Source organism: Peptidiphaga sp. (genome assembly GCF_057238965.1).
Map to the genome: position 1 here is coordinate 486 of NZ_DBHHEV010000010.1, position 22,430 is coordinate 22,915.

General features: G+C 62.8%; 19 protein-coding genes. 6 read left to right on the forward strand and 13 right to left on the reverse strand.

All coding sequences use genetic code 11. From position 1 onward, the window contains the following. Positions 1 to 369: 369 nt before the first annotated feature. Positions 370 to 2,427 carry a DUF5979 domain-containing protein gene (locus ACO48X_RS02480; RefSeq protein ID WP_485000218.1) on the reverse strand — a complete coding sequence of 686 codons (2,058 nt, stop codon included), beginning with the start codon at positions 2,425 to 2,427 and terminating at the stop codon, positions 370 to 372. A gap of 261 nt (positions 2,428 to 2,688) precedes the next feature. Next, positions 2,689 to 2,859, reverse strand: coding sequence for a hypothetical protein (locus tag ACO48X_RS02485; protein ID WP_485000220.1), 171 nt, complete (start codon positions 2,857 to 2,859; stop codon positions 2,689 to 2,691). A 459-nt stretch (positions 2,860 to 3,318) separates the two neighbouring features. Here ACO48X_RS02485 and ACO48X_RS02490 point away from each other — a divergent pair, with 459 nt between their 5' ends. After that, entirely contained in the window at positions 3,319 to 4,491 is a 1,173-nt protein-coding gene (locus tag ACO48X_RS02490) for a Tat pathway signal sequence (protein ID WP_485000222.1), read from the forward strand. Positions 4,492 to 4,853: 362 nt separating this feature from the next. Here ACO48X_RS02490 and ACO48X_RS02495 read toward each other — a convergent pair whose 3' ends face one another. Continuing rightward, positions 4,854 to 5,690 carry an SDR family oxidoreductase gene (locus tag ACO48X_RS02495; protein ID WP_485000224.1) on the reverse strand — a complete coding sequence of 279 codons (837 nt, stop codon included), beginning with the start codon at positions 5,688 to 5,690 and terminating at the stop codon, positions 4,854 to 4,856. A gap of 418 nt (positions 5,691 to 6,108) precedes the next feature. On the opposite strand from ACO48X_RS02495, the gene proC reads away from it, so the two are divergent. The 3 genes from proC to ACO48X_RS02510 all read left to right on the forward strand — a co-directional run bounded on the left by proC (position 6,109) and on the right by ACO48X_RS02510 (position 8,241). Further along, a complete protein-coding gene (proC, locus tag ACO48X_RS02500) occupies positions 6,109 to 6,921 on the forward strand; it encodes a pyrroline-5-carboxylate reductase (protein ID WP_485000226.1) in 813 nt (270 codons plus the stop codon). Positions 6,922 to 7,210: 289 nt separating this feature from the next. After that, a complete protein-coding gene (locus ACO48X_RS02505; RefSeq protein ID WP_485000228.1) occupies positions 7,211 to 7,621 on the forward strand; it encodes a MarR family winged helix-turn-helix transcriptional regulator in 411 nt (136 codons plus the stop codon). Positions 7,622 to 7,635: 14 nt separating this feature from the next. Then, positions 7,636 to 8,241, forward strand: coding sequence for a DUF998 domain-containing protein (locus ACO48X_RS02510; protein ID WP_485000230.1), 606 nt, complete (start codon positions 7,636 to 7,638; stop codon positions 8,239 to 8,241). A gap of 61 nt (positions 8,242 to 8,302) precedes the next feature. Here the strand turns inward: ACO48X_RS02510 and ACO48X_RS02515 are convergent, their stop codons facing one another. Beyond that, positions 8,303 to 8,944 (reverse strand): RloB family protein, encoded by a 642-nt coding sequence (locus ACO48X_RS02515; RefSeq protein WP_485000232.1) that lies wholly within the window; start codon positions 8,942 to 8,944, stop codon positions 8,303 to 8,305. 20 nt (positions 8,945 to 8,964) lie between these two features. Continuing rightward, positions 8,965 to 10,305 (reverse strand): AAA family ATPase, encoded by a 1,341-nt coding sequence (locus ACO48X_RS02520; RefSeq protein WP_485000234.1) that lies wholly within the window; start codon positions 10,303 to 10,305, stop codon positions 8,965 to 8,967. Between the two features lie 306 nt (positions 10,306 to 10,611). On the opposite strand from ACO48X_RS02520, the gene valS reads away from it, so the two are divergent. Both valS and ACO48X_RS02530 read left to right on the forward strand, forming a co-directional pair. Next, positions 10,612 to 13,302, forward strand: a complete 2,691-nt coding sequence (gene valS, locus ACO48X_RS02525) for a valine--tRNA ligase (RefSeq protein WP_485000236.1) — start codon at positions 10,612 to 10,614, stop codon at positions 13,300 to 13,302. 93 nt (positions 13,303 to 13,395) lie between these two features. Next, positions 13,396 to 15,228 carry an AMP-dependent synthetase/ligase gene (locus tag ACO48X_RS02530; RefSeq protein ID WP_485000238.1) on the forward strand — a complete coding sequence of 611 codons (1,833 nt, stop codon included), beginning with the start codon at positions 13,396 to 13,398 and terminating at the stop codon, positions 15,226 to 15,228. On the opposite strand, the gene ACO48X_RS02535 is transcribed toward ACO48X_RS02530, so the two are convergent. From ACO48X_RS02535 to ACO48X_RS02570, 8 genes are all read right to left on the reverse strand, one after another. Continuing rightward, complete coding sequence (locus tag ACO48X_RS02535; RefSeq protein WP_485000240.1) at positions 15,225 to 15,533, reverse strand: chorismate mutase; 309 nt, start codon at positions 15,531 to 15,533, stop codon at positions 15,225 to 15,227. The two genes, ACO48X_RS02530 and ACO48X_RS02535, sit on opposite strands and share 4 nt — an antisense overlap. Further along, entirely contained in the window at positions 15,533 to 16,792 is a 1,260-nt protein-coding gene (clpX, locus tag ACO48X_RS02540; protein WP_485000242.1) for an ATP-dependent Clp protease ATP-binding subunit ClpX, read from the reverse strand. The genes ACO48X_RS02535 and clpX overlap by 1 nt, the downstream gene beginning before the upstream one ends. A gap of 146 nt (positions 16,793 to 16,938) precedes the next feature. Next, positions 16,939 to 17,616 (reverse strand): ATP-dependent Clp protease proteolytic subunit, encoded by a 678-nt coding sequence (locus ACO48X_RS02545; protein ID WP_485000280.1) that lies wholly within the window; start codon positions 17,614 to 17,616, stop codon positions 16,939 to 16,941. A gap of 14 nt (positions 17,617 to 17,630) precedes the next feature. Continuing rightward, entirely contained in the window at positions 17,631 to 18,224 is a 594-nt protein-coding gene (locus ACO48X_RS02550; RefSeq protein ID WP_485000282.1) for a ClpP family protease, read from the reverse strand. Between the two features lie 166 nt (positions 18,225 to 18,390). Continuing rightward, complete coding sequence (tig, locus tag ACO48X_RS02555) at positions 18,391 to 19,860, reverse strand: trigger factor (RefSeq protein ID WP_485000244.1); 1,470 nt, start codon at positions 19,858 to 19,860, stop codon at positions 18,391 to 18,393. 273 nt (positions 19,861 to 20,133) lie between these two features. Then, positions 20,134 to 20,976 carry a LamG domain-containing protein gene (locus tag ACO48X_RS02560; protein WP_485000246.1) on the reverse strand — a complete coding sequence of 281 codons (843 nt, stop codon included), beginning with the start codon at positions 20,974 to 20,976 and terminating at the stop codon, positions 20,134 to 20,136. A gap of 171 nt (positions 20,977 to 21,147) precedes the next feature. Further along, complete coding sequence (locus ACO48X_RS02565; RefSeq protein ID WP_485000248.1) at positions 21,148 to 21,612, reverse strand: OmpA family protein; 465 nt, start codon at positions 21,610 to 21,612, stop codon at positions 21,148 to 21,150. A gap of 170 nt (positions 21,613 to 21,782) precedes the next feature. Further along, a complete protein-coding gene (locus tag ACO48X_RS02570) occupies positions 21,783 to 22,409 on the reverse strand; it encodes a hypothetical protein (RefSeq protein ID WP_485000250.1) in 627 nt (208 codons plus the stop codon). Positions 22,410 to 22,430 lie beyond the last annotated feature (21 nt).

Consider the following 22,430-nt stretch of genomic DNA (forward strand, 5'->3'; position numbering starts at 1 on the left):
GGGACGGAAACATTGAACTTCGAAGACTACATTTCGAAGGGCGATGTTCCTTCCGGTTCTTCCGGGAGCTCGCCGGTGATAGCCGGGTCAACGCGAGAGTTTATTCTAGCGATGTTTTCGGCAGATCGAAAGGAGGCGGAGAAGTGACGTTGGAAACCTTCTCCCCTGGCCGGAAGCTTCGCCAGGAAACCGCGAAGGCTTGTCGGCCCTTCCCGGAAAAGGACAAAGGCGTCCCCCGAGGATAGACAGGGCGGACTTATCGCGCCTGTCGATCCTCGGGGGACGTAGAGGAAGGGTTCAAGCCCCCAGCCGTTTTACGGGAGCCGTCTCCAAAGCCGCAGCTTTTCAGCCCCGGCTCTCACAGGAGGGTCATGCCTTCTTTCGACGAAGGATGAGGATGCCTCCCGCTGCGGCGATCAGTGCGACGGCCGCCATTCCGGCAACCGAGGCTCCGGTGTTGGGAAGGGACTTTCCGCGATTGGCCGCCTTCTGCTCGACCTTCGGCGCAATTGACTTGGCGGCCTTCGGAGGAACGGGCTTTCCAGCCTTTGACATCGGCGGAACCGGCTTCGACGGATCAGCAACCGGCTTCGAGGGCCCGGCGACCGGCTTCGACGGATCAGCAACCGGCTTCGAAGGAGTTGCCGAAGGCGTCACCGAAGGGGTGGTCGAAGGCGACGGCGTCGATGTGACGGACGGCGTCGGTGACGGGGCATCCGAAGGCGACGGCGTCGGGGCATCCGAAGGCGACGGTGACGGGGACGGAGAAGGTGCCGGCTTGGTGTAGACGTTCGTGAATGTCAGGGCCTTGACGGCGTCCTTCTCCTCCAAGGTGAAGGTCTGAGGCTCGGCGATTTTGACTGTGTAATCGCCGTTTTGCGCCGAAGTTTCGTCTTCGGTCACGGTGCAGGAGGTTCCCACCGGAAGCTGTTTGCCCAGCGGCGTCGCGGTCCCGTCTCCGGAGACCTCCAGCTTGCCTTTGACCTCGTCTTCTCCGGTCGGCTTGCAGGTGTAGCCGAAGACGAACTTCTTCGCGGAAAGATTGAGGCCTTCGGGGGCTTCTATCTTCTTCGCCACGGAGAACGAGGCGTAGTCCATGGTGTAGGTGTTCTTCGCTTTGACATGGATTTCACACGGCGCCGGCCCGACGGGGAAGTTGAATTCGATCGAGCGGGCTGTGACGTCCACTTCGGCCTTTTTCGCCGACGACGCGCGGGATGCGGCCTTGGAAGCCGAGGCCCGCTTTGCCGGGGCGGAGGAAGCCGTCTTGGCGACCGACGCCGGACGGCTCTGAGGTGCCTGTCCGGGCGGAGGGGCCTTGCACTTGCGCTCCTGGGACATTTCCACGGCGAGCGTAGCTCCGGTTACGCTGGCGTCTTTCTCAGTCACCTTGCAGCGGTCGCCGCCAAGCTTGTCGATCTTGACTTCTTTGCCGGGCTCGACCTTCACCGTGCCGCTGGAAAGCACTTTGCCGTCGTTGTCCGTGCACGAATACTCGTACTCGAAAGTCGCAGGGGCGAGCTTGGCCCCATCTCCGAGGACTTCTTTGGAGATGGACACGACGCCGCTGTACGGGCGATAGAAGTTATTCACTCGCACTCCCACCGGTCGGTTCGCAACAATCGGGAAATCGGTCGATTGCTGAGCCTTGTTGCTTTGACCGGCCTGCGGGACGGACTGGGGGCTGCGGCCGCCGGGAGGCGGCGGGGCGGGGCTGGTGGACGCGACGATATCGTAGCGCCAGTAAGCGTTCGGAACGGAGGCGTCCTGCTCGGTCATCGTGCAGGTCCCCTCGGGGACGTCCGCGACCCTCACAGGGACGCCCGGCGTCAGTTTGAGCGCGTCTTCCTTCGTCGTCGCCCCTGCCGCATTGCGGCAGACGTAATTGACGGTGAAAGTCGAGGGCGCCACGAAATTCGGCGCCGAGTACACGTTCTTGACGACGGTGAATTCGCCGGTCGCTTCAGCGGGCTTGTTCTTTGCCGTCGCCGCGGGGCGGTTCCCGGATGCCGTCGACGCTGCTGCGGTCGGGGCCGAAGCCGCCGCTTTCGCGGGCGCTTTGGCGCGGGCGGGCGCCGTCGTCCCTGCGGATGCGACGGGCCTTGCGCCGGCGCCGGACTTTGAAGCGGCCGAGGTTGCAGTTCCCGCTTTCTTCCCCGCAGCGCTTTGCTTGGCCGAAGGCGTCGCCTTTGCGTCGGAGGCCCCCGGGGCGACTATGCCGCCGAGACCCGAAGAAACGATGCCGCCGATGGAAACGGTTCGCTGAGAATCCGCCGTTCCCCCGGTTGTTTCATTGCCGGTGGCGGGGTCCGCATGCGCCGCGTTCCCACCGGGAATGACGAGCGCGCCCAAAGAGAGGGCGGAGGCGGCAATCACGCCGAACGCTCGGGCAGGGGCGGTGAGCCTCCCCTTTTTCTTTGTGCCCATTGTTTGCCTTTCGCTGAAAAGCCCGGGCCTGTGCATCTCAGCGGGCCCGGTCGGTAAGTTACCCAGACACGATAACACCGCATTTCCAGGATTTTCGGCGCAAACATACAACCTGAGTAGGAAGGGAAGGTCGTAGTCCCACCCGCTGAAACTGGCCAAAACACGCTCCTGGAAATCACGCGTTTCAGCCGCCCGCAGCGAATCGCAGCCGCGCCGGTGCGCGCATATGGCAAGCTGAGCACCGATCAGCCCATAGGGGGATCACGGCTTCCTGAAGGCCTGCGACGACGCCCAGAATTCGATGAAGCAAAACGGATCAAGCCGCAAACCCACGGAGCCTGCCCCGCCGGCCCACGAACGCCGCCCGCCGAGGCAAGGGTCGGGGTTGCTCGTCAAGGCGAGAGCCGACTCCGGGAGGTCAGCTCCGGCCATTCAACGTCGCCTTAAGGCCATTCGTCGTCGCCCGAAGGCTCCACAGGCGACGACGGCGCGCACCGCTCGCAACCGTGCGGGCGCGCCGACTTCCTCGTCGCCAACCGCCACCGCGAGTGTTGGTTGCGCGCCCGTGGCGTGGAAAGGGAGGCGTGAAATTCCACAGCCACGGAGAGGATACCCAAGGGAGGCGTGAAATTCCGCTTGGGATGGTAAAGATGATAGCAGGGATTGGGCGGGACATCCAACCGGACTGCGCCCAAATCCAAGGCCGATCCACGGATGTCATATTACTTTTCCGTAGCAGACAGTTTCGTTTTTGTAAATAGTGGACGAAGGCCACACTCTGGAGAAAAGGGGAACATATCCCCGCCATTCCAAGCTTATGCCGAGGGCATGGGTAGAAAGACACCGCCTCCAGGCCTTTGACTTAATCGAATAATGCTACACAATCGCAGTATGCAACACAAAAAAGCACGCTTACACACCGCACTTGCAGCCCTTGCACTGACTGTACCGCTTTGCACGGGTTTCTCTGCGGCACAAGATTCTGCTGACAATCAAAACAAGACAAACGACACCTCTTCGCTTTCCGAAGCCTCTTCCACTTCGAATTCGCTTCATAAGCTCGCTTCCGCGAACGTTCTTTCCAAGGGAGACGACGATTCCGACGATGAGGACTCCGACGACGACGGGAACGACTTCGACGAGAACGGAGACAATTCCGACGGCGACGGGAACGGGGACAATTCCGACGGCGACAATTCGGGCAACGGGCAGCATCAAGCCAGCGCCCCCCAGGCTCCACTGCGCGGGATCACCATCACCTCGATCAAGGACATCGATCAGACCCTGTCCGTGATTCGCTCGAGTGAAAAGAAGCTGACCGTGCGCGTGGTGATCCGCCCCAATGTCAGCATGGACGAGTACAAGCAGGCCATCGAGACTCTCCGCCCGCATGCCTACATCATGGTTGAGATCCTCGACGCCAACAACTGGGCGCCCGCAAGCGCCGAGTCGCTTAGCAACCTCACCGAGGAAGCGATCCAATCCTTTGGCGACAAGGTCGACATCTGGGAGGTCGGCAACGAGCTCAACGGTTCGTGGCTCGGCAGCTCCCCGCAGGAAATCAACCAGAAGGTCGAGGCGACGTACGACGTGGTCAAGCGCCACGGAGGGCGGACGGCGATCACGCTCAACTACTGGTCTCACAGGGGCTGCTACGAGAAGTCTTGGGAGAACCTCGACTCCTACGTCGGCACCATGCCGGAAAAGCTGCACCAGGTCGACTACATGTTCCTGTCCGTCTACGAGTTCTCCTGCAACCCCGCGCAGCAGCCGAGCTCCAGCGACCTTGCTGAGACGCTGAAGAGCCTGGGCAAGACCTTCCCGTCGGCGAAGCTTGGAATCGGCGAGATCGCCGCCAACGGCCCGGACGACGAGAAGGCCGAATCCGACCTCGCGACCAAGAAGCGCATCGCCAAGCGGTACTACGGCATGCACAACGAGCTGACTGAGGCCGTGGGCAGCAGGTACGTCGGAGGCTACTTCTGGTGGTACTTCTACGAGGACGCCGTCACCCGCGACACCCATATGTGGCCGACCCTCAAGAATCTTCTGAACAAGATCTGACAGGCAAATCTGTGCCTGACAAAACAGCGGGCGTTTGACAGTCCAGTCGACGTCTGAAAGTCCATTGCCTCGGGCCCCGTCCGTTTAGGGCGGGGCCCTTTGCCGCCCGCACCGCTTCCCGAAGAACAGGCCCGGCCGAACGCGAGGCTTTCGCCGCCGAAACGGCAAGATTGGGCGCGCCACGCGTCGCCCAGGCGAGAAGAGCGCCCTTCAGGCGTCGCGGGAGGCTCCTCATGCTGCGTCGCAGCGCCCGCGCGAACGAACGGGATCGAGGATCAAACGCAGCGGGGGCGCGAAAATCCTCCTCTGCAGCGCCCCAACCAGCCCTATCGGATCAGGCGTATCGGGGCGGCGCGCTCGGATCAACGCGTTTTGCCAAACCGGTCCTCGCCCGAGGAATCGACTTGGAGCGACGAAACGGGCAATGCGCCGTCGGCGTCGGAATTGCGCACAAGCGTGCGCGCGTCTGACTGGTTGCGCGGCATCACCCGCACCAGGTCGATGTTGACATGAGGCGGACGGGTCAGGGCCCAGGCGATGACGTCGGCGACGTCGTCAGCCACGAGGGGCCCTTCGACGCCCGCGTAGACAGCTTGCGCCCGCCTCGCGTCGCCCAGGCGGTTGAGCGAGAACTCCTCCGTTTTCACAAGCCCGGGGGCGACCTCGACGACTCGGACCGGCTCGCCCAAGAGCTCGAGGCGAAGGGTTCTGGCCAGCACCCGTTCGGCGTGCTTGGCGGCCACGTAGCCGGCTCCGCCGGGATAGATTTCGAAGGCCGCCATCGACGTCACGAAGACGACGTCGCCGCCCGCCTCGCGCAGGTGCGGCAAAAGCCCCTTTGTCAGCCTGAGGGTCGCCAGCACGTTCTTCTCGTACATGCCGAGCCAGGCGGCGGGATCGCCTTCGGCAACTGAATCGACGCCGATGGCCCCGCCCGCGTTGTTGACGAGCCCGGTCACCCCTCCTCGCGAAGCCGCGTACTCGACGAGGCGTGCGACGTCTGCCTCGTCGGTCAGATCGGCCGCGTGGCAATCGCATCCCGTTTGGCGCGAGAGCTCCCGAAGGCGTTCCTCGCGCCTCGCCGTGGCGAGGACGTCGAACCCCTCGGCGACGAGCCTTCGAACCGTCGCCTCGCCGATGCCGGTGGACGCTCCCGTCACGATCGTCCTTCCCCGTGCCGCTGCATTTCCGTGTGCCATGTCTCCCCTTTCGCTTCGAAGCTTGTGCCCGCTTGCCGGGTGGGTCCATTGTCTCGCACCCGTCAATCCCAGCGTCCCGCATCCGGCTTCCCCGCTATGCGCGGTGTTTCGCACCGGCCTTCGGGCCGACTTGTGATGCGCCTTCCGCTTCCAGGCTTCCATCAGACCGGGCGGCACGGACGCGGATGATCGGGCCGGACGGCACCGCGCCAAGCGGCACGAATGCCGGGCCGGTCCAAACCGCACCGGGCCGTCCGGAACGGATGCGGATGACCAGCCAGAACCGCACCGGGCCAAGCGGCACGAATACGGGCAACCGAGCCGGACGGCACGAATGCACACGACCAGGCCAAGCGGCACGGAATAGCCGCATTGCAATAGGATTGACGGAAACAGGACAACCGGCGGAAGGACATTTATGATCGGCATCATCGGCATCGGCGCCATGGGCGGAGCGATCGCCCGCGGGCTCATCGCGGCGGGCGCCGCGCCGGGCGAGCTAGTCGTCTATTCTGCGGACGTCGAGGCAAACGCCCGATTCGTACGCGAAACCGGCGCGAAGCTGGCGTATTCGAACGTCGATCTGGTTGAGAGGGCGGGCGACGGCGCGATCGTCGTCGTGGCCGTCAAACCCTTTGCGGTCGGCGGCGTGCTCGACGAGATCCGAAAGGCCGCCGCAAGGCGCGGAAGCGTCATCGTCTCCGTGGCGGCCGGAACTCCAATCGAATTCCTCGAGTCCCGCCTGGAGCCGGGCCAGCCGGTCGTGCGGACGATGCCGAATATGGCCGCCGCCGTCGGCGCTTCCGTCACCGCCTACGCTTGCAATCCAGCCGCCGAGCCGCGCGCTGACGACGTCGCAGACGTCCTCGCCTCGATCGGCATCGCCGAGCCGATGGCCGAGAACGATTTTTCGGCGTTCAGCGCCATCGCGGGATGTTCGCCGGCCTTCACCTTCGGTTACATCGACGCCATGGCGAGGGCGGCCGTGAAAAACGGACTGCCCAAGGCGTCCGCGACCCGCATCGCGGCCCAGGCCGTGTACGGCGCCGCGAGGCTTTTGCTCGCGAAGCTCGACGACGGAGCGAGCGCCGCCTCTCTCGCCGACGCCGTGCAATCCCCCGGCGGAACCACCGTCGCGGGCGTGGTGGAGCTGGAGCAGGCCGGCTTCGGGGCCGCGGTGGTGCGGGGCGTCCAGGCATCCATCGACCGTGACAAGGAACTGCTCGGCTAGGGTGCAGGCGGCCAAAAGCAGGGGAATGATGCAGCGGCCGCCCTTTCTCGCATTTTCCCGGGCGCGGGTCCGCCGCTGAAACCCAATTCGCCGCCGGAACCCAATTCGCCGCCAGGGTGCATTCGTCGCCGGAAACCGTTCGCCGCCAGGGTGCGACCGTCGCCGGAAACCGTTCGCCTCTGAGGCATGCCTGCCGCCAGGGCCCGGGTCGGCCCCGCAGCCATGAGCACGCAAACTCCCCAACGCCCGCACTTGCCAACCACTAACTTAGGAGCCTAAGATACTAACCGTGGACCTCGCTTACGAACTTCACGACCTCGTGCGAACCCTTGACCGACAGGCGGAACGCATGCTCCGCCCACTGAACTTGACGTACAACAGATACCTGGCTTTGGAGATCGTCGGCGAGCACCCGGGGGTCTCCGGCGCCGAGCTGGCGCGGGCGCTCGGCATAACCGAGGCCTCCTGCTCGGCCCTCGTCCGCCGCCTTATCGCCGACGGCCACACGGCGGACCTGGCGGAAAAAGGCAGCGGAAACGTGCGCCGACTCCAACTCACGGAAAACGGTGAGCTGCTGCGGGGAAAAGCGTCGCACGCACTGGGCGGGGCCTTCGACGACGTCGTGCGTAGGCTCGGCTTCAACCCGCTTCGCCTCGCGCAAACCATTCGATCAATACACAACGAACTCAAAAACGGATAACTCAGGAACGGACCATGACAACCGCATTGTCTTCCCTCGCACTCATTCTCACGATCATTCGATTCGCCCTCTTCATCCGCCTTCATACGGTCGAAAGCCCTTACAGCCCTGTTCGGCACGCGGTGAGCGACTACGCCGTCGGCCCCACGCGCAGGCTCGCAACGGCGACGACGTGGCTAACGTCCGCGACTTGGCTTGCCCTGGCCGGCGCCGCGCACGGCCTTCGCGGCTGGGACTACAGCGGCGCCGCGACCGTCCTTTTGCTGGTTCTCGCTGCGATCTTCGCGATTCTCCCGGCGTTCCCGACGACGTTGGAGGGGCAGCGGCTCACGCCAATAGGCGCGGCGCACTACGCCCTTGCGATCGGATGGTTCGCGATCGCCTTCAGCCTAGCGGGAAACATTCGGCGGCTCATCGCGCCCGAAGGCGGCGTTTTGGCCGCGGCGGCCAACGGGCTCTATTATGCGGCGCTCGTTTCCCTCGTCGTGCTGATGTGCGCGATGCTGCCGCGCCTTCGCAACAGATGCTTCGGACTGCCCGAGCGCGCCTACCTCGTCTCGATCGGCCTGTTCTACGCGGTCTTCGCGGCGGCGATTCTTGTGACCGGCGGGCAGTTTTGACTAGACTCTGCCGGCTTCTCGACCCTGTCGACTCCTTCGAGCTTGGCAACTAAATCTGACGCTAGGCCTTGACGGCTCCTTCGGTCAGCCTATCAAGCCACGCAATGAGTTCGGGCATCCGAGATCCCGGAACGTCGGGCCAGACACTCGGCTTTCGCTCCATCGATTTTTGCCTTGCTGTTTCACACCTCACGGCACCCTCGGTCTTCCCGACGATCTCTTCGAATCTCTTGAATGGTTGCAGTCCCTTCTTGTACTCAGGCCAATGTTGCCGGAGTTTATCTAGAGCCGCCTTCGCATTTGAACACTTCGGCGAAGAGGTGAAGTGGAGAAGGAGCCAGTACTCCAGACAAGGGTTGGACAGTGCGATTCTGTTCCTTGCCTCTTGCAGCCACCCGTCGAGATCATCGGCATGGTCCCTATTGCGATCGACGTCGCAGACGATCCAGTACGCGGCGCATTCGCGCAAATCTGGATTTTTCACTGCCTGACGGCAGGCCTCCATGAGGTTCTTCAGAGAAGTTCCTCGCTCGTTAAGGAACTGGAATGCGATCTCGTTGTTGTAGCGAAACTCCCTCAACGCTTTGATGTACGATTCCTCCGACTGCCCCTCGACGCAAAAAACGACGAGGGGCTTGGGCCTTTTTGTCCCCGTTCGCTCACGACGCTCACGACGGGGGCGGACCTTAGACTTCTTCGCCATGTTTGCTTCCTATAAAATTGTCACACCCTGGGAACGCCGCCGAGCCTGCCGGACATGTAGAAGCCCAGCCAATCCGCATCTTTACGAACTCCGTCCTCCGAAAATTCGGACAATCGCGTCAGCCGTGTTTGCGCGTCGTCTTTGTCCGCCAGCCATATCTCGTCGCGGCGCAGAAGGTCCGAGCGCAAGAGCTGCAGCTCATGCGTCGAGAAGACGAGCTGTCTGCGGCTGACTCCGTCCGTTGACAAACTGCCAAAAAACGAGCGAATAAGAGCTTCGGTCAGCTTCGGATGCATGGAATTCTCAATCTCGTCTACAACGAAGACAACATCGCTTTTAGAATCCCGAAGCTGAATCAACATATGTAGAAGGTTGAGAAAACGGACAGTTCCATCGGATTCATCGCCAAAACCAAGAGTGAACTCCTTTCCATTTGGGTCATGATGGACCGCGACGAGTCTTTGAGCCTTCAATTGGCCGGAATCGTCCAACTCGAGAACAACCTGATCTCTATCGAATCTGGTGCCAACAAGGAATTTCCCCCCTTCGGAAGCGAGATCTTTCCTTATGCGTTCCTCGATACGTGACGGGATTCCCAACGCACGACGGGGGATCTCCTCAAAGCCGACATCCGCGATCCCGGTGTCCGCCCACGAGAGCAATTCGCCGATAGTCTGCGCGAAACTGTCATCGGCGAGGACGCGCAACGGCAGTTCCATTGCACTCGAACGAGGCCCGATGACGCGCAGCTTTTCAGCAAACCAGTTGCGTGCGACCGCAATGAGGTTCTCCTGCGGCTTAGAGGCGTATCGGTCGCCCAGCTCCCCAAGGAACGTTGCATTCGGCCTGATGACCACCGTCTTCGCGAGCGCTTCGGCGACGTCGTCCCCCTCCAGCTCCTCATAGAGTTCGATTCTGTCGTCTTCACGCTCGAATATGACGACCTCGTTCTGAGAACGCACCCGAAGAAGCGATTCTTCAAGCACCTTCTCACTATCGACGCGGAGTTCGTAGATCAGCGTCTCCTCACGCCTCTTTCCGTTTGAAGCGTCAAGCTCAACGGAGAACTCAATCTCGAACTTTGTCGGCTCGTCGGCCCCTCGCGACAGATGAGGAACAATAGGAAGCTCGTCATCCGCATTTCGCGCTTTGAGAACGATCTCCTGAAGCGCGGCAAGGGCGTCGATAAACACCGATTTGCCGGAGGCGTTGGCACCATAGATGGTCGCGACGGGCAGAACCCGCGAGCGCCCAACACGAGAGAGGCGTTCGCCGTGCTGCCTTTCCTGCGTTGCCACTAACGAGAATTCCACGGGCTCGTAGACCGACTTCCAGTTGGCCACAGTGAAGTAGCGGAGCATCGGAGGCGACTCCAGTTCTCTAGTTCTGTAAATGCAGAAGTATTTCTTCTTATGACGCAATACTCTCAATTCTCGCTAGGTAAGTCAATAGCTTTATTTCTAAGAGAAATATCGGAATTATCTAACTTTGTAGAATCACCGAAAGAGTGTGGGTAATGAAGTATTTCTACGAGAGAAGACCTTGAACTTCCACCGCGGACCGATTGCCGTCCCGCCCCTCGAGGCTCCCGCGACGTGGCGAACAACGCGCGCCGCCAACAGCCCTCACATGCGCCAAGTTCAACCGTTCATGGAAGAATAGAGCCTATGACGAAATCGACAGACGAATTCAAGGCGGCCAATCTCGGGGGCGAGCTTCGCGAGCGCGTGGAGGTTCCCGGCAAGGCCAGCCTCGAGGGCCTCGAAAACCGCTGGGGAAGGCGCTGGCAAGAAGACGGCACGTACGCCTTCGACCGCACCGCGACCCGCGAGAACGTCTACTCGATCGACACTCCCCCGCCCACCGTGTCCGGTTCCCTGCACGTGGGCCACGTCTTCTCCTACACTCACACCGACACGATGGCGCGCTACCAGCGTATGCGCGGCAAGTCGGTCTTTTACCCGATGGGCTGGGACGACAACGGCCTGCCCACCGAGCGGCGCGTGCAGAACTACTACGGCGTGCGCTGCGACCCGTCGCTGCCCTACGACCCCGATTTCGTCCCTCCTCACGACGGCGGCGACGGCAAGTCGATCAAATACGCCGACCAGGCACCGATCTCGCGGCGCAATTTCATTGAGCTGTGCTGGAAGCTGACCGAGGAGGACGAGGCGCAGTTCGAGGCGCTCTGGCGCTACCTGGGCCTCTCGGTCGATTGGAGCCAGCACTATCAGACGATCGGAGCGAAGGCCCAGAAGATCGCCCAGGCTGGGTTCCTGCGGAACCTCGAACGCGGCGAGGCCTATCAGGCTCAGGCTCCCGGGCTGTGGGACGTGACCTTCCAAACGGCCGTCGCCCAGGCGGAGCTGGAGGCCCGCGAGTACCCCGGCGCCTATCACTCGCTCGCGTTCCACGGCGAGGGCGGCGACGTCGTCATCGAAACCACGCGGCCGGAGCTGCTTCCCGCCTGCGTCGCCCTCATCGCGCACCCCGACGACGAACGCTACAGCCACCTCTTCGGCACAACCGTGACGTCCCCGATCTTCGACGTCGAGCTTCCCGTCCTCGCCCACCCTGCGGCCGAAGCTGATAAGGGCGCGGGAATCGCCATGTGCTGCACCTTTGGCGATCTGACCGACGTCGTGTGGTGGCGCGAGCTGGACCTGCCCATGCGTTCGGTGCTCGGCAAAGACGGCCGCATCGTCGCGCAGACGCCGGAGTGGATTGCGTCCGAACGCGGCGTCGCCGCCTACGAGGCCATGGCCGGGAAAACGGCTTTCTCCGCCCGGAAGGCGCTCGTCGAGGCGCTGACCGACAGCGGCGAGATGCTCGGCGAGCCCAAGTCCACCTCCCGCATGACGAATTTCTTTGAGAAGGGCGACAAGCCGCTGGAGATCGTCACGTCGCGCCAGTGGTACATCCGCAACGGCGGGCGCGACCACACCGAAGCCAACGGCAGGCAGCTGCGCGAGAACCTCATCGCGGCCGGAAACGAGCTCGCCTTCCACCCCGATTTCATGCACGTGCGCTACGACAACTGGGTCGGCGGCCTCAACACCGACTGGCTCATCTCCCGCCAGCGCTTTTTCGGCGTGCCGATCCCGCTGTGGTATCGGGTGCGCGAGTCCGGGGAAGTCGACTACGACGACGTCATCGTGCCCGACGTCGAGCGCCTGCCCGTCGACCCCTCGTCGGACGTCCCCGAAGGCTTCAGCGAGGATCAGCGCGGCGAGCCGGGAGGCTTCGTCGGCGAGATCGACATCATGGACACGTGGGCCACGTCCTCTCTCAGCCCCCAGATCGCGGGCGGCTGGCTGACCGACGAGGACCTGTTCTCGCGCGTCTACCCGATGGACGTGCGCCCGCAGGGCCAGGACATCATCCGCACGTGGCTTTTCTCCTCGATGGTGCGCGCCCACCTGGAGTTCGGGGAGAACCCCTGGAGGCACGCCGCGATCTCCGGGTGGATCCTGGATCCCGACCGGAAGAAGATGTCCAAGTCCAAGGGCAATGTGGTAACCCCTATGGCCCTGCTCGAAAAGCACGGGTCGGACGCGGTGCGCTACTGGGCCGCGAGCGCGCGCCTGGGCGTGGACGCGACCTTCGACGAACAGCAGATGAAGATCGGGCGCCGTCTGGCGATGAAGGTTCTCAACGCCTCGAAGTTCGCCCTGTCGATGGGCGGCGAGGGGGCGCCTGCGGACGTCGACGTCGCCGCCGTGACCGAGCCGGCGGACCGCGCCGTCCTCGCGGGCCTCGCCGACGTCGTCGATGAGGCGACCGCCTCCTTCGACGCCTACGACCACACCCGCGCGCTCGAACTTGCCGAGTCCTGCTTCTGGTCCTTCTGCGACGATTATCTGGAGCTCGTGAAGGACCGCGCCTACTCGGAGGACCCTTCGGCGCGATCCGCACGGGTTGCCCTCAACGTGGCCGTGGACGTTTTCCTGCGGCTCCTTGCGCCGTTCATTCCCTACGCCACGGAGGAAGTGTGGAGCTGGTTCCGCACGGGCTCGGTCCATCGCGCCGCTTGGCCGAGCTCGGAGCCCTTGCGCGCCGCGGCCGCGGGCGCGGACGCCGAGATTCTGCGGGTCGCGGGCGAGGCTTTGACCGCACTGCGGAAAGTGAAGTCGGAGAACAAGGTCTCCCAGCGCACGACGTACGCCGCGGTCTCCATCGAGGTGGCCGAGGCCGACCGCGCCCGGCTTGACGCGGTGCACGCCGATCTCGTGCGAGCAGCGCACGTCCGCGGCGATCTCAGCGCCCGCTCGGTGGAGGGCGATGCGCCGGTGGCGGTCGTCTCCTATCAGCTGGACCCGCCAGAGCCTAAGAAGCCCGCCTCGGCACAGAAGGCTTGAGAAGCAAGGGCCCGCCAAATAGCCTCATCTTCGCTAGGCTGGAAGCAAACTTCCCGACAGTCCGCTATCCTACTGATGGGTAGAAAGGATGCTATGAGCAACGTTGTCGAAATCGACGGCCGCCGGGCCGCCTATCGCGCCGGAAAGATCACGATCACCGAATCGATGTCCATTCCGTGGGTCATGCGCAATCACGCACACGATCGCGCCGAACAGATCGTATTTGAGCGCAAATCCTCCATCAACACCTGGGTTCCAGTGACATGGCGCCAGTTTTACGCCGAAGTTCGCGCGCTCGCGCGCGGTCTGCTCGCCCTCGGCGTCGAACCCAACGACCATATCGCGATCATGAGCCATTCACGATACGAGTTCGCACTTTTCGATCAGGCGACGTGGGCCGTGGGCGCGCAGCTCATCCCCATTTACGAAACCGATTCGACCGATCAGGCCAGATGGATCGTCAAAGACTCGCAGTGCAGAATGGCGATTGCGGAGACCCCCCAGATCCGCGACGTCCTCGCTCCCCTGCTCTCAGAGCTGGACCATTTCGAGGCGATCCACGTCATCGAGGAGAACGCCGTCGAAAAGATCTCAGCCAAGGGCTCCCTCGCGTTCGATCCCGAGATCGACCGGAGGATCGACGCGACCACAGCCGACGACCTCGCCACGATCATTTACACGTCCGGCACAACCGGCCTTCCCAAGGGCGCGCGCCTGAGCCATCGCAACCTCCTCCACGTGGCCATCAACGGCCCCCTGGACGACAGCCTTTCGCAGATCATCGGCGGAATGCAGCGCAGCCTCCTGGCTCTTCCCATGGCTCACGTCTTCGCGCGCTTCATTTGCCTGATGTCAATGTACTCGGGCAACATCACCGGGTTCGCACCGGACGCCAAGAACCTGGTGTCCGACGTCCAGAGTTTCCGTCCGACCTATATCCTGGCCGTCCCGCGGATCTTTGAAAAGATCTACAACGCGGCGGACGCCAAGGCCGGCAAGGGCCTCAAACTCAAGCTTTTCAGGCACTTCGCCAAGGTCGCGATCGAATACTCGCGCGGGCTCGACAAACCGGGCGGGCCTTCGCTTGCCCTCAAGGCCGAGCACCGCCTGGGCGAGCGCCTGGTCTACTCCTCGATCCGCTCGATCCTCGGAGGGAATCTGCGCAACAGCATTTCAGGCGGCGCGCCGCTTGGAGCGCGCCTCGGCCACTTCTTCCGCGGCGTCGGCATCAAGGTCTACGAAGGCTACGGGCTGACCGAAACGTCCGCGCCGACCTCCGTCAACACTCCGCGTTTCATGCGCATCGGCTCGGTGGGCCCCGCCTACCCCGGCTGCTATGTGTCCGTGGACGACGACGGCGAAATCCTCAGCAAAGGCGACCACATCTTCGTCGGATACAACAACAACCCCGAGGCGACGGCCGCCGCTTTCACGGAAGACGGGTGGTTCCGCACCGGCGATTTGGGCGAGATCGACGACGACGGATTCATCTTCATCACCGGCCGCAAGAAGGAGCTGATCGTCACAGCCGGCGGCAAGAACGTCGCCCCCGCCGTCCTCGAGGACAGGCTGCGGGGCCATCCGCTGATTTCCCAGGTGGTCGTCGTCGGCGACCAGAAGCCCTTTATTGGAGCCCTCGTCACGTTGGACTCCGAGATGCTGCCCGGTTGGCTGAGAAACCACGGGCTTCCAGAAATGAGCGCGAGCGAGGCGGCCGAGGACCCTCAGGTTCTCGCCGCGATCGACAGGGCGATCAAACGCGCGAACGATTCGGTCTCCCGGGCCGAGTCGATCCGCAAGTTCAGGATCCTCCCCATCGACTTCACGGTCGCCAACGGGTATATGACGCCGTCGATGAAGGTCAAGCGCGCATCGGTGATCCGAGACTTCAACGAGGAGATCGAGCGGATCTACACGGCGGGCTAGTGGAAGAGCTCGTCGGCGATCCGCTCGTGGTGGCGGATCACCTCGGAGACGACGAAGCGGAGGAACTTCTCGGCGAAAACCGGGTCGAGCCCGGCGTCCGCCGCCAGCTTTCTCAGGCGGCGGATCTGCTGCTCCTCACGCTCGGGATCCGAAGGCGGCATCGAGTTCATGGCTTTGAGTCTGCCGACTTGCTGCGTGCAGCGGAAACGCTCCGCAAGAATGTGGACGAGTGCGGCGTCAAGGTTGTCAATCGTTCGGCGATGCCCCTTCAGAAGCTCACGCGCTTCGTCGTCTGAGATCTCCATCAGGCGCTCTTTGCCTTCTTGAGCACGAGCGTGGGCTCTCCGCCTCCCTTGACCGCGGCGGCGTCGAAAACGATCTTCTCGACGTCGCTGCGCGAGGGGACCTCGAACATCGCTTCTTTGAGCAGGCTCTCCATAATAGAGCGAAGGCCGCGTGCGCCCGTCCCCCGCGCGATGGCTTCGCGCGCGATCTCGTGCAGGGCTTCGCCGTCGATTTGGAGCCGAACCCCGTCGAGTTCGAACATCCGCTCATACTGGCGCACAAGGGCGTTCTTCGGCTCGGTGAGGATGCGGATGAGATCGCCTTCGGTCAGCTCCTCCGTAGCAGCGACGACAGGCAGGCGCCCCACAAGCTCAGGAATCAGCCCGAACTTGTGAAGGTCCTCCGGCGTGGCCTCGCTCAGCACCTCGGCCCCGTTGTCGGCGATGTGCAGCTCCGAACCGAAGCCGATCCCGCGCCTGCCCGTGCGAGAGGAGATGATCTCTTCCATTCCCGCAAAGGCGCCCGCGCAGATGAAGAGGATGTTCGACGTGTCCAGTTGCAGGTACTCCTGCTGCGGATGCTTCCGCCCTCCCTGCGGCGGCACCGAGGCTACGGTTCCCTCGATGATTTTGAGAAGGGCCTGCTGCACGCCCTCGCCCGAAACGTCCCGGGTGATCGAAGGATTCTCGGATTTGCGTGAGATTTTGTCGATCTCGTCAATGTAGATGATGCCGACCTCGGCCCGCTTGACGTCGTCGTCGGCGGCCTGAATGAGTTTGAGGAGTATATTCTCGACGTCTTCGCCCACATATCCGGCCTCGGTCAGCGCCGTGGCGTCGGCTATGGCGAATGGAACGTCGAGCATTCGGGCGAGGGACTGAGCCAGATACGTCTTTCCGGTGCCTGTCGGTCCGAGAAGCAGAATATTGGATTTTCCGATCTGGACCTCTTCGTCTTGGGAGCGCTTCGGCCCGCCCTGGGCGCGGATGCGCTTATAGTGGTTGTACACCGCGACGGCGAGCGTCCGCTTCGCCGTATCCTGCCCGATGACGTACTCATTGAGAAACTCGTAAATCTCCCTGGGCTTTGGCAGCGCATCAAGCGAAAAATCCGAGCTTTCGTCCTGTGCGAGCTCCTCGGCGATGATGTCGTTGCACAGATCGACGCATTCATTGCATATATAGACGCCGGATCCCGTGATGAGCTTCCTCACCTGCCGCTGACTTTTCTGACAGAACGAGCACTTGAGAGTGTCCGCCGCGTCTACGGTGCGTGCCATCCAAACTCCTCCATATGTGTCGAGGCTATCGTGATACCTCGCTAGGTGAGGCTATCACGGGATTGCCGCCGTGTGGAAAGGATACGCCGAGAAGCGAAGGGCAGAAGTTCGAGCCCTCTCGCTTCTCGGCGAGGATTTAGAGACAGTCAGCTTCCCGACGGCGCCTTGCGCGAGGTGAGGACCTGATCGACCAGTCCGTACTCTTTGGCCTCGTTGGCGGTGAGAATCTTGTCTCGCTTGATGTCGTTTTTGATCTCGTCGGCGGGCTTGCCGGAATGATGCGAAAGCGTGTCGCACAGCCAATTGTTCATCCGCTCGAGCTCGTCGGCGACGATCGCGATGTCCGATGCCTGCCCCTGCATTCCCTCCATGGCGGGCTCATGTATGAGAACGCGCGCATTCGGCAGCGCGAGGCGCCGCCCGGGCGAGCCCGCTGCGAGCAAAACGGCCGCGGCCGACGCCGCCTGGCCCAGGCACACCGTCTGTATCTGCGGCTTGATGTACTGCATCGTGTCGTAAATCGCGGTCAGCGCCGTGAAGGATCCGCCCGGCGAATTGATGTACATCGTGATGGGCGAATCGGGGTCCTGGGACTCAAGGACGAGAAGCTGAGCCATGATGTCGTCAGCGGACGCGTCATCGACCTGGACGCCGAGAAAGATGATTCGGTCCTCGAAAAGCTTGGCGTACGGATCCTGCCTCTTGTACCCGTAGGGCGTGCGCTCCTCGAAATTGGGCAGGACGTAACGGGCGGACGGCATGGCCGGCGCCAAGCCCGAAAAGTGTGGAGAGTTCATATTGCTCATTTCTCCGTCGATCCTCATTCCTCGCTGGACTCTCATTCCTCGTTCGATCCGCCGATGGCATTGGCGCTGGAGACTATGCGGTCGACGAAACCGTATTCGAGGGCCTCTTGCGCGTTGAACCAATGGTCGCGGTCGCCGTCTTCGATGACCTGCTCGGGCGTCTTTCCCGTGGCCTCGGCGGTGATTTCGGCGAGCTCCCTCTTCATCTGCAAAATGAGATCGGCGTTGATGCGAATGTCCGTGGCCGTTCCGCCGGCGCCTCCGAGCGGCTGGTGCAAGAGCACGCGGGCGTGGGGCGTGATGTACCGCTTCCCTTTCGCCCCAGCCGACAGAAGGAACTGGCCCATCGACGCCGCCATTCCCATGCCCACCGTCACCACGTCGGGCTGGATGAACTGCATGGTGTCGTAGATCGCCATGCCTGCGGTCACCGAGCCGCCGGGGGAATTGATGTAAAGGTAAATGTCCTTCTCCGGGTCCTCGGCGGCCAAAAGCAGCATCTGGGCGCAGATGATGTTCGCGTTGTCCTCGCGGACTTCCTCGCCAAGCCAGATGATTCGCTCCTTGAGGAGCCGGTTGTAGACAGACTCCTCCAGACTGCCGTGCTGCGGCGTCTGTCCCTTCATAGCGGGCGTAGTGCTCACGCGTCGTCCTTCCTCATCCGGGTGGTTCCCGGCCGTTGTTACCCCTCGACGATAGCCGGTCGCGGCCCTCGATTCACCGCCGGATGGAGCCTTTTCGCTGTAGGCGCATGGCCTTCGGGGACGGAGCCTAAACTCCGTCCCCGAAGAGTCAGCCTTCGAGCTTTTCGAGCAGCGTCTTGCGAGCCTTGCCCGCCTTCTCGGCCTCGACGATGCGCGCCTTCTCGGCGTCGTCCGCCGTTGCGACGTAGGCGAGCACATCGTCGATTTTCGCCGAAGCCGGGTCGAAAGGCTCCGGGGCCTTGGAGGCTTTTCCACCGAACTCGGGGGTCGGCTGGCCCTCGGGGGCTTCGCCGACGACGGCGGCGACGTCGACCGCCTCGCCGTTGGAATCGACGACGTCGACGAGGCGGAGATAGGCGATCAGCGCCTTGCCGCGCGCGAGCTCGGCCGCGAACGAGCTGACCTGGTTCGCCTGAGCGGCGGCCTGGATGAACTCATTGGGATCCATGCCGTAAGCCTGCGCCTGCTGAACCATGAAGCTGAAGAGCTCGTTTTGCTCGATGTCGATGGCGAAGGCCTCGGCGAGGACATCGAGAAGCAGTTGGTCGCGCATGAGGCGCTCGGACTCCGCGCGCGCCTCGGGCTCGTGCTCGTCGCCGAGCTCCTTGCCCTCCATCTCGAGGTGGCGGACGACTTCCTCCTCGAGCGCCCCCTTGGGCAGCGGGACGTCGACGGCGTCGCGCAACTTCTCGCTCAAAAGGTCTCGCGCCGCGTAAACCTGGGCGGAGGCTTTGGCCTTCGCAACTTCGCCGCGCAAATCCTCGCGCAGCTCCTCAATGGTGTCGAATTCGGAAGCGAGCTGGGCAAAATCGTCGTCGGCCTCCGGGAGCTCGGATTCTTTGACGTCGTTGGCGACAACGGTCACTTCGGCTTCCTCGCCCTCGTGCTCGCCGCCGGCCAGCTCGGTCGTGAACGTCGCGGATTCCCCTGCTTTCAAGCCGGTGAGGGCGGCGTCGATGCCATCGACCATCGTGCCCGAGCCGATCTTGTAGGAGACTCCGGAGACCGAGTCGACCTCCCCGCCGTCGATCTTCGCGACCATGTCGACCGTGACGTAATCGCCGTCCTTCGCTGCGCGCTCAACTGCCTTGAGAGTGCCGAAACGCTCGCGCAAAGCGGTGAGACGCTCCTCGACGTCCTCCTCGCCGACCTCCACGGCGTCGACGGCAATCGTGAACGAGGAAGGATCCGGAATGGCGATCTCGGGGCGCACCTCGACGGTCACGGTGAAGACGAGATCCTCGGTAGAGCCTTTCTCTGCGGGAACAGAGGTGACATCGACCTCCGGGCGGGACATGGGGTGAAGCGAATTCTCTTCGACAGCGGCGCCGTAATAGCGGTCGAGCGAGCTGTTGACCGCCTCCTCGACGATGACGCCGCGTCCGAACTGGGCTTCAATGACGCGGGCCGGAATGTGGCCGCGCCGGAAGCCGGGGATGTTGACCTGCTTGCCGATCTCCTTGGCTGCCGTATCGATGGCGGGTTTGAACTCCTCGAACGGCACCTCAACGGTCAGCTTGACCTTGGTGGGATCGAGATTCTCGACGGAGCTCTTCACTAATTCTCCAAGCGTAAGGGGCGGCCGCGGCCGCCCGGGCGATTCTTGGAACCGGCGCGGAATGCCGATTCCACATGGCTGTGGACTGCACGTCGGCGGGGGCGCGGCGCCGACGTCGTCCGTCCCGTCCGCAACCCGCTGCGCCGCGCTTACGAGGCGGCGAGCCCCTCTCGACTGAAACGGCGGACCCGCGCTTTCCAGCGCGGGTCCGCCGCATGCTTTTCCATTCCCTACGTTTTCCGTTCGCGACGTCATCGCGAAGCCGCCGCGAAGCTACTTAGCAGGCGTGTACTTGTAGTCGCTGACCTTGACGGAGAAGTCCTTAGACTTTTCGTTCTCAGCCTTGAGCCCGTGGCACCAGGCGTTCATGTGCATGCGCGTGGTCTTCGTGGGCACGGGCACGCCCTCGGTGAGGCTGCCGCTGTGAAGGAGCCTGCTGTGGTTGCCGTCCCACAGCTTCCAGGTGATCTTTCCCTTTTCCCACTTGACGTCCACCTGGAACTTGTAGATTCCCTCTTGAGCGACAACGTGGTCGTCAATGTTGTGCTTGCGGCCGCCGTTGTCCTGATAGTAAGTGAACTTGTTGTGGATCTTGGCGCCCTTCTCGCTCCACCTCGACGATTCGATCAGGTCGATTTCGGTGAATCCCTCCTTTGCCTGCTCGTCCCAGTCGTAGGTGAATGCTCCGAAAATGGCGTGCTCGTCGAACTGGGTGGTTCCCGTCTCGAAGGCGAAGTGGTAGTCGCCATAGCCCACCGTCTGCGAACTGACGACCTCGGAGCCCGCCATCTTCTTACTTTTGTTGTTGTACCTCGCGGACAGATAGAGGCTGCCGCCTTCGACGTGGGCCTGGTCCTTGTTCCACTCGCCGCTCTTGATCGGACCGCCGGGCTTCCAGCCAGTGTCGCGTGCATACCATTTCTGGCCTGCCCATTCGAAGGTGCGTGCGCCGTCGAAGTTTTCCCTTGCGGGAAGGGTGTCCAGCAGGCTCCCCCACGTGCCGGACCCGTCGGAATGGCCGTCGTCTGCGGGCGAGCTCGCGTTGGCGGGTCCGCCCGGGAACACCATGGAGGCCGCGCACAGCGTCGCGGCCAGTGTCAGGTGCCTTTTCTTCATCGATGTTTCTCCTTCGTCGTATGGACATATACGGCGTTGGGAAGAGGGTCGAGATGCGTGCTTCGACTCCCTCACCACCGCCTTGGTTTAATGATCTCTCTTCTTGAGTCCATTGTGAAGGGATGTCCCTCCCCTTTGCGAGGGGAGGGATGCTCGATTAAAATATCCCTTTCATTTGGAGACGATGACTACGCGGCGATTCGCCGCTTTGCCGGCCTCGCTCGGAGAGCCGTCCTCGTTGGTTTCGGAGGCGACGGGCTCCTTCTCCCCCTTTCCCTCAACCTCGATGGAGACGCCGGAGACTTTCGGCGCAACGTAGCTGCGCACCGCCTTGGCGCGATCCTCGGACAACTTCTGGTTGTGGTCGTCGTCGGCGACGGAATCGGTGTGGCCGGTGATCGAGATCTCCTTCGGCTTCTTCTTCCGCCACTTGGACACGAGGCCGTCGAGCACCTCGCGCGCCCGCGGGGTCAGGTTCGCGGAATCGACCTCGAAGTTCACGTCGGAGGAGAGCGTGGTGGTCGTCTTTCCCTCGCCTTCGACCGTCGTCTCCGCGCCGTCGGCCGATCCGATCGGGGCGTAGTAATCGAGAACCGGCGCGTTCAGCTCATCCGCGCCGAGGACCGGCGCCGCCATGTTCTTGAAACTCTTTCCTCCGAGGGGAACGATAATTTGTTTAGGGCCGCTCGCAGACGGGCTCGCGGAGGATTCCGAGCTCGGGTCGGCCGCGGCGCGGGCCCCGAATGAGCCCGCCACGGCAAGTCCGATCGCGAGTAAGGCTCCGCACGTTGCCGGCCGCCGGACGCTCATCGCGACACCTTGACCTTCGTGAACACTCCGGCCTCGGGGATCGTCACGTCGACGGTCGTCACGTCCTTCGGAAGCCCCGCGAAGATCGTCTGGAGAACGACGGACTCACCGCCTTTGACCGAGACATTGTTAAGCTTCGTGGAGCACAGGCAGTCCCCTGAGGCGTCGTAGGCGGCGCGGTAGACCTTCGCGTGTTTCCCTTCGATGAGTTTCACACCGTCGGTCGTGTGCCACAGGTGATACCCCCCGTCCTTGGTACGCCCCTTGTCATTCACCGGCACCCGGTACGTGCCGTCGTCGAAATGTCCCCCAATGTCTAGCTCCTCGCCGGATTTCTTGGTGTTGACCGCCGTGAAAACGACTGTCGTCGCCGCGCTGGAGGTCGTCACCTCGTTGAGATCGATTCGCAGGCCATCTCCGGCGTTGCGCGAGGCGATGACGGGGAGTTTCGCGTTCGAGGAGACGGGCTCGCCCCCTGCATTGTCGACCGCTTCGGATTTGGCCTTCTCGACCTGTGGATTGGTTTTCGCGGCCTTTTCGTTGGACGCATCACTGCTGCATGACACGAGCGTGAAGCTCGCACACACCGCCATAATTGCCGCAATATAGCGTGATTTACGCATGACTGTATCTCCTTTTAGATC

Bases quoted from the DNA above. Each gene is read 5' to 3' on its own strand.
- ACO48X_RS02570 (WP_485000250.1), bottom strand. From the start codon at position 22,409: ATGCGTAAATCACGCTATATTGCGGCAATTATGGCGGTGTGTGCGAGC.
- ACO48X_RS02510 (WP_485000230.1), top strand. From the start codon at position 7,636: ATGACAACCGCATTGTCTTCCCTCGCACTCATTCTCACGATCATTCGA.
- ACO48X_RS02530 (WP_485000238.1), top strand. From the start codon at position 13,396: ATGAGCAACGTTGTCGAAATCGACGGCCGCCGGGCCGCCTATCGCGCC.
- ACO48X_RS02490 (WP_485000222.1), top strand. From the start codon at position 3,319: ATGCAACACAAAAAAGCACGCTTACACACCGCACTTGCAGCCCTTGCA.
- ACO48X_RS02560 (WP_485000246.1), bottom strand. From the start codon at position 20,976: ATGAAGAAAAGGCACCTGACACTGGCCGCGACGCTGTGCGCGGCCTCC.
- ACO48X_RS02535 (WP_485000240.1), bottom strand. From the start codon at position 15,533: ATGGAGATCTCAGACGACGAAGCGCGTGAGCTTCTGAAGGGGCATCGC.
- ACO48X_RS02480 (WP_485000218.1), bottom strand. From the start codon at position 2,427: ATGGGCACAAAGAAAAAGGGGAGGCTCACCGCCCCTGCCCGAGCGTTC.
- proC (WP_485000226.1), top strand. From the start codon at position 6,109: ATGATCGGCATCATCGGCATCGGCGCCATGGGCGGAGCGATCGCCCGC.
- valS (WP_485000236.1), top strand. From the start codon at position 10,612: ATGACGAAATCGACAGACGAATTCAAGGCGGCCAATCTCGGGGGCGAG.
- ACO48X_RS02545 (WP_485000280.1), bottom strand. From the start codon at position 17,616: ATGAGGATCGACGGAGAAATGAGCAATATGAACTCTCCACACTTTTCG.
- ACO48X_RS02495 (WP_485000224.1), bottom strand. From the start codon at position 5,690: ATGGCACACGGAAATGCAGCGGCACGGGGAAGGACGATCGTGACGGGA.
- clpX (WP_485000242.1), bottom strand. From the start codon at position 16,792: ATGGCACGCACCGTAGACGCGGCGGACACTCTCAAGTGCTCGTTCTGT.
- ACO48X_RS02520 (WP_485000234.1), bottom strand. From the start codon at position 10,305: ATGCTCCGCTACTTCACTGTGGCCAACTGGAAGTCGGTCTACGAGCCC.
- ACO48X_RS02565 (WP_485000248.1), bottom strand. From the start codon at position 21,612: ATGGCGGCGCCGGTCCTCGGCGCGGATGAGCTGAACGCGCCGGTTCTC.
- ACO48X_RS02485 (WP_485000220.1), bottom strand. From the start codon at position 2,859: ATGGCCGGAGCTGACCTCCCGGAGTCGGCTCTCGCCTTGACGAGCAAC.
- ACO48X_RS02550 (WP_485000282.1), bottom strand. From the start codon at position 18,224: ATGAAGGGACAGACGCCGCAGCACGGCAGTCTGGAGGAGTCTGTCTAC.
- ACO48X_RS02515 (WP_485000232.1), bottom strand. From the start codon at position 8,944: ATGGCGAAGAAGTCTAAGGTCCGCCCCCGTCGTGAGCGTCGTGAGCGA.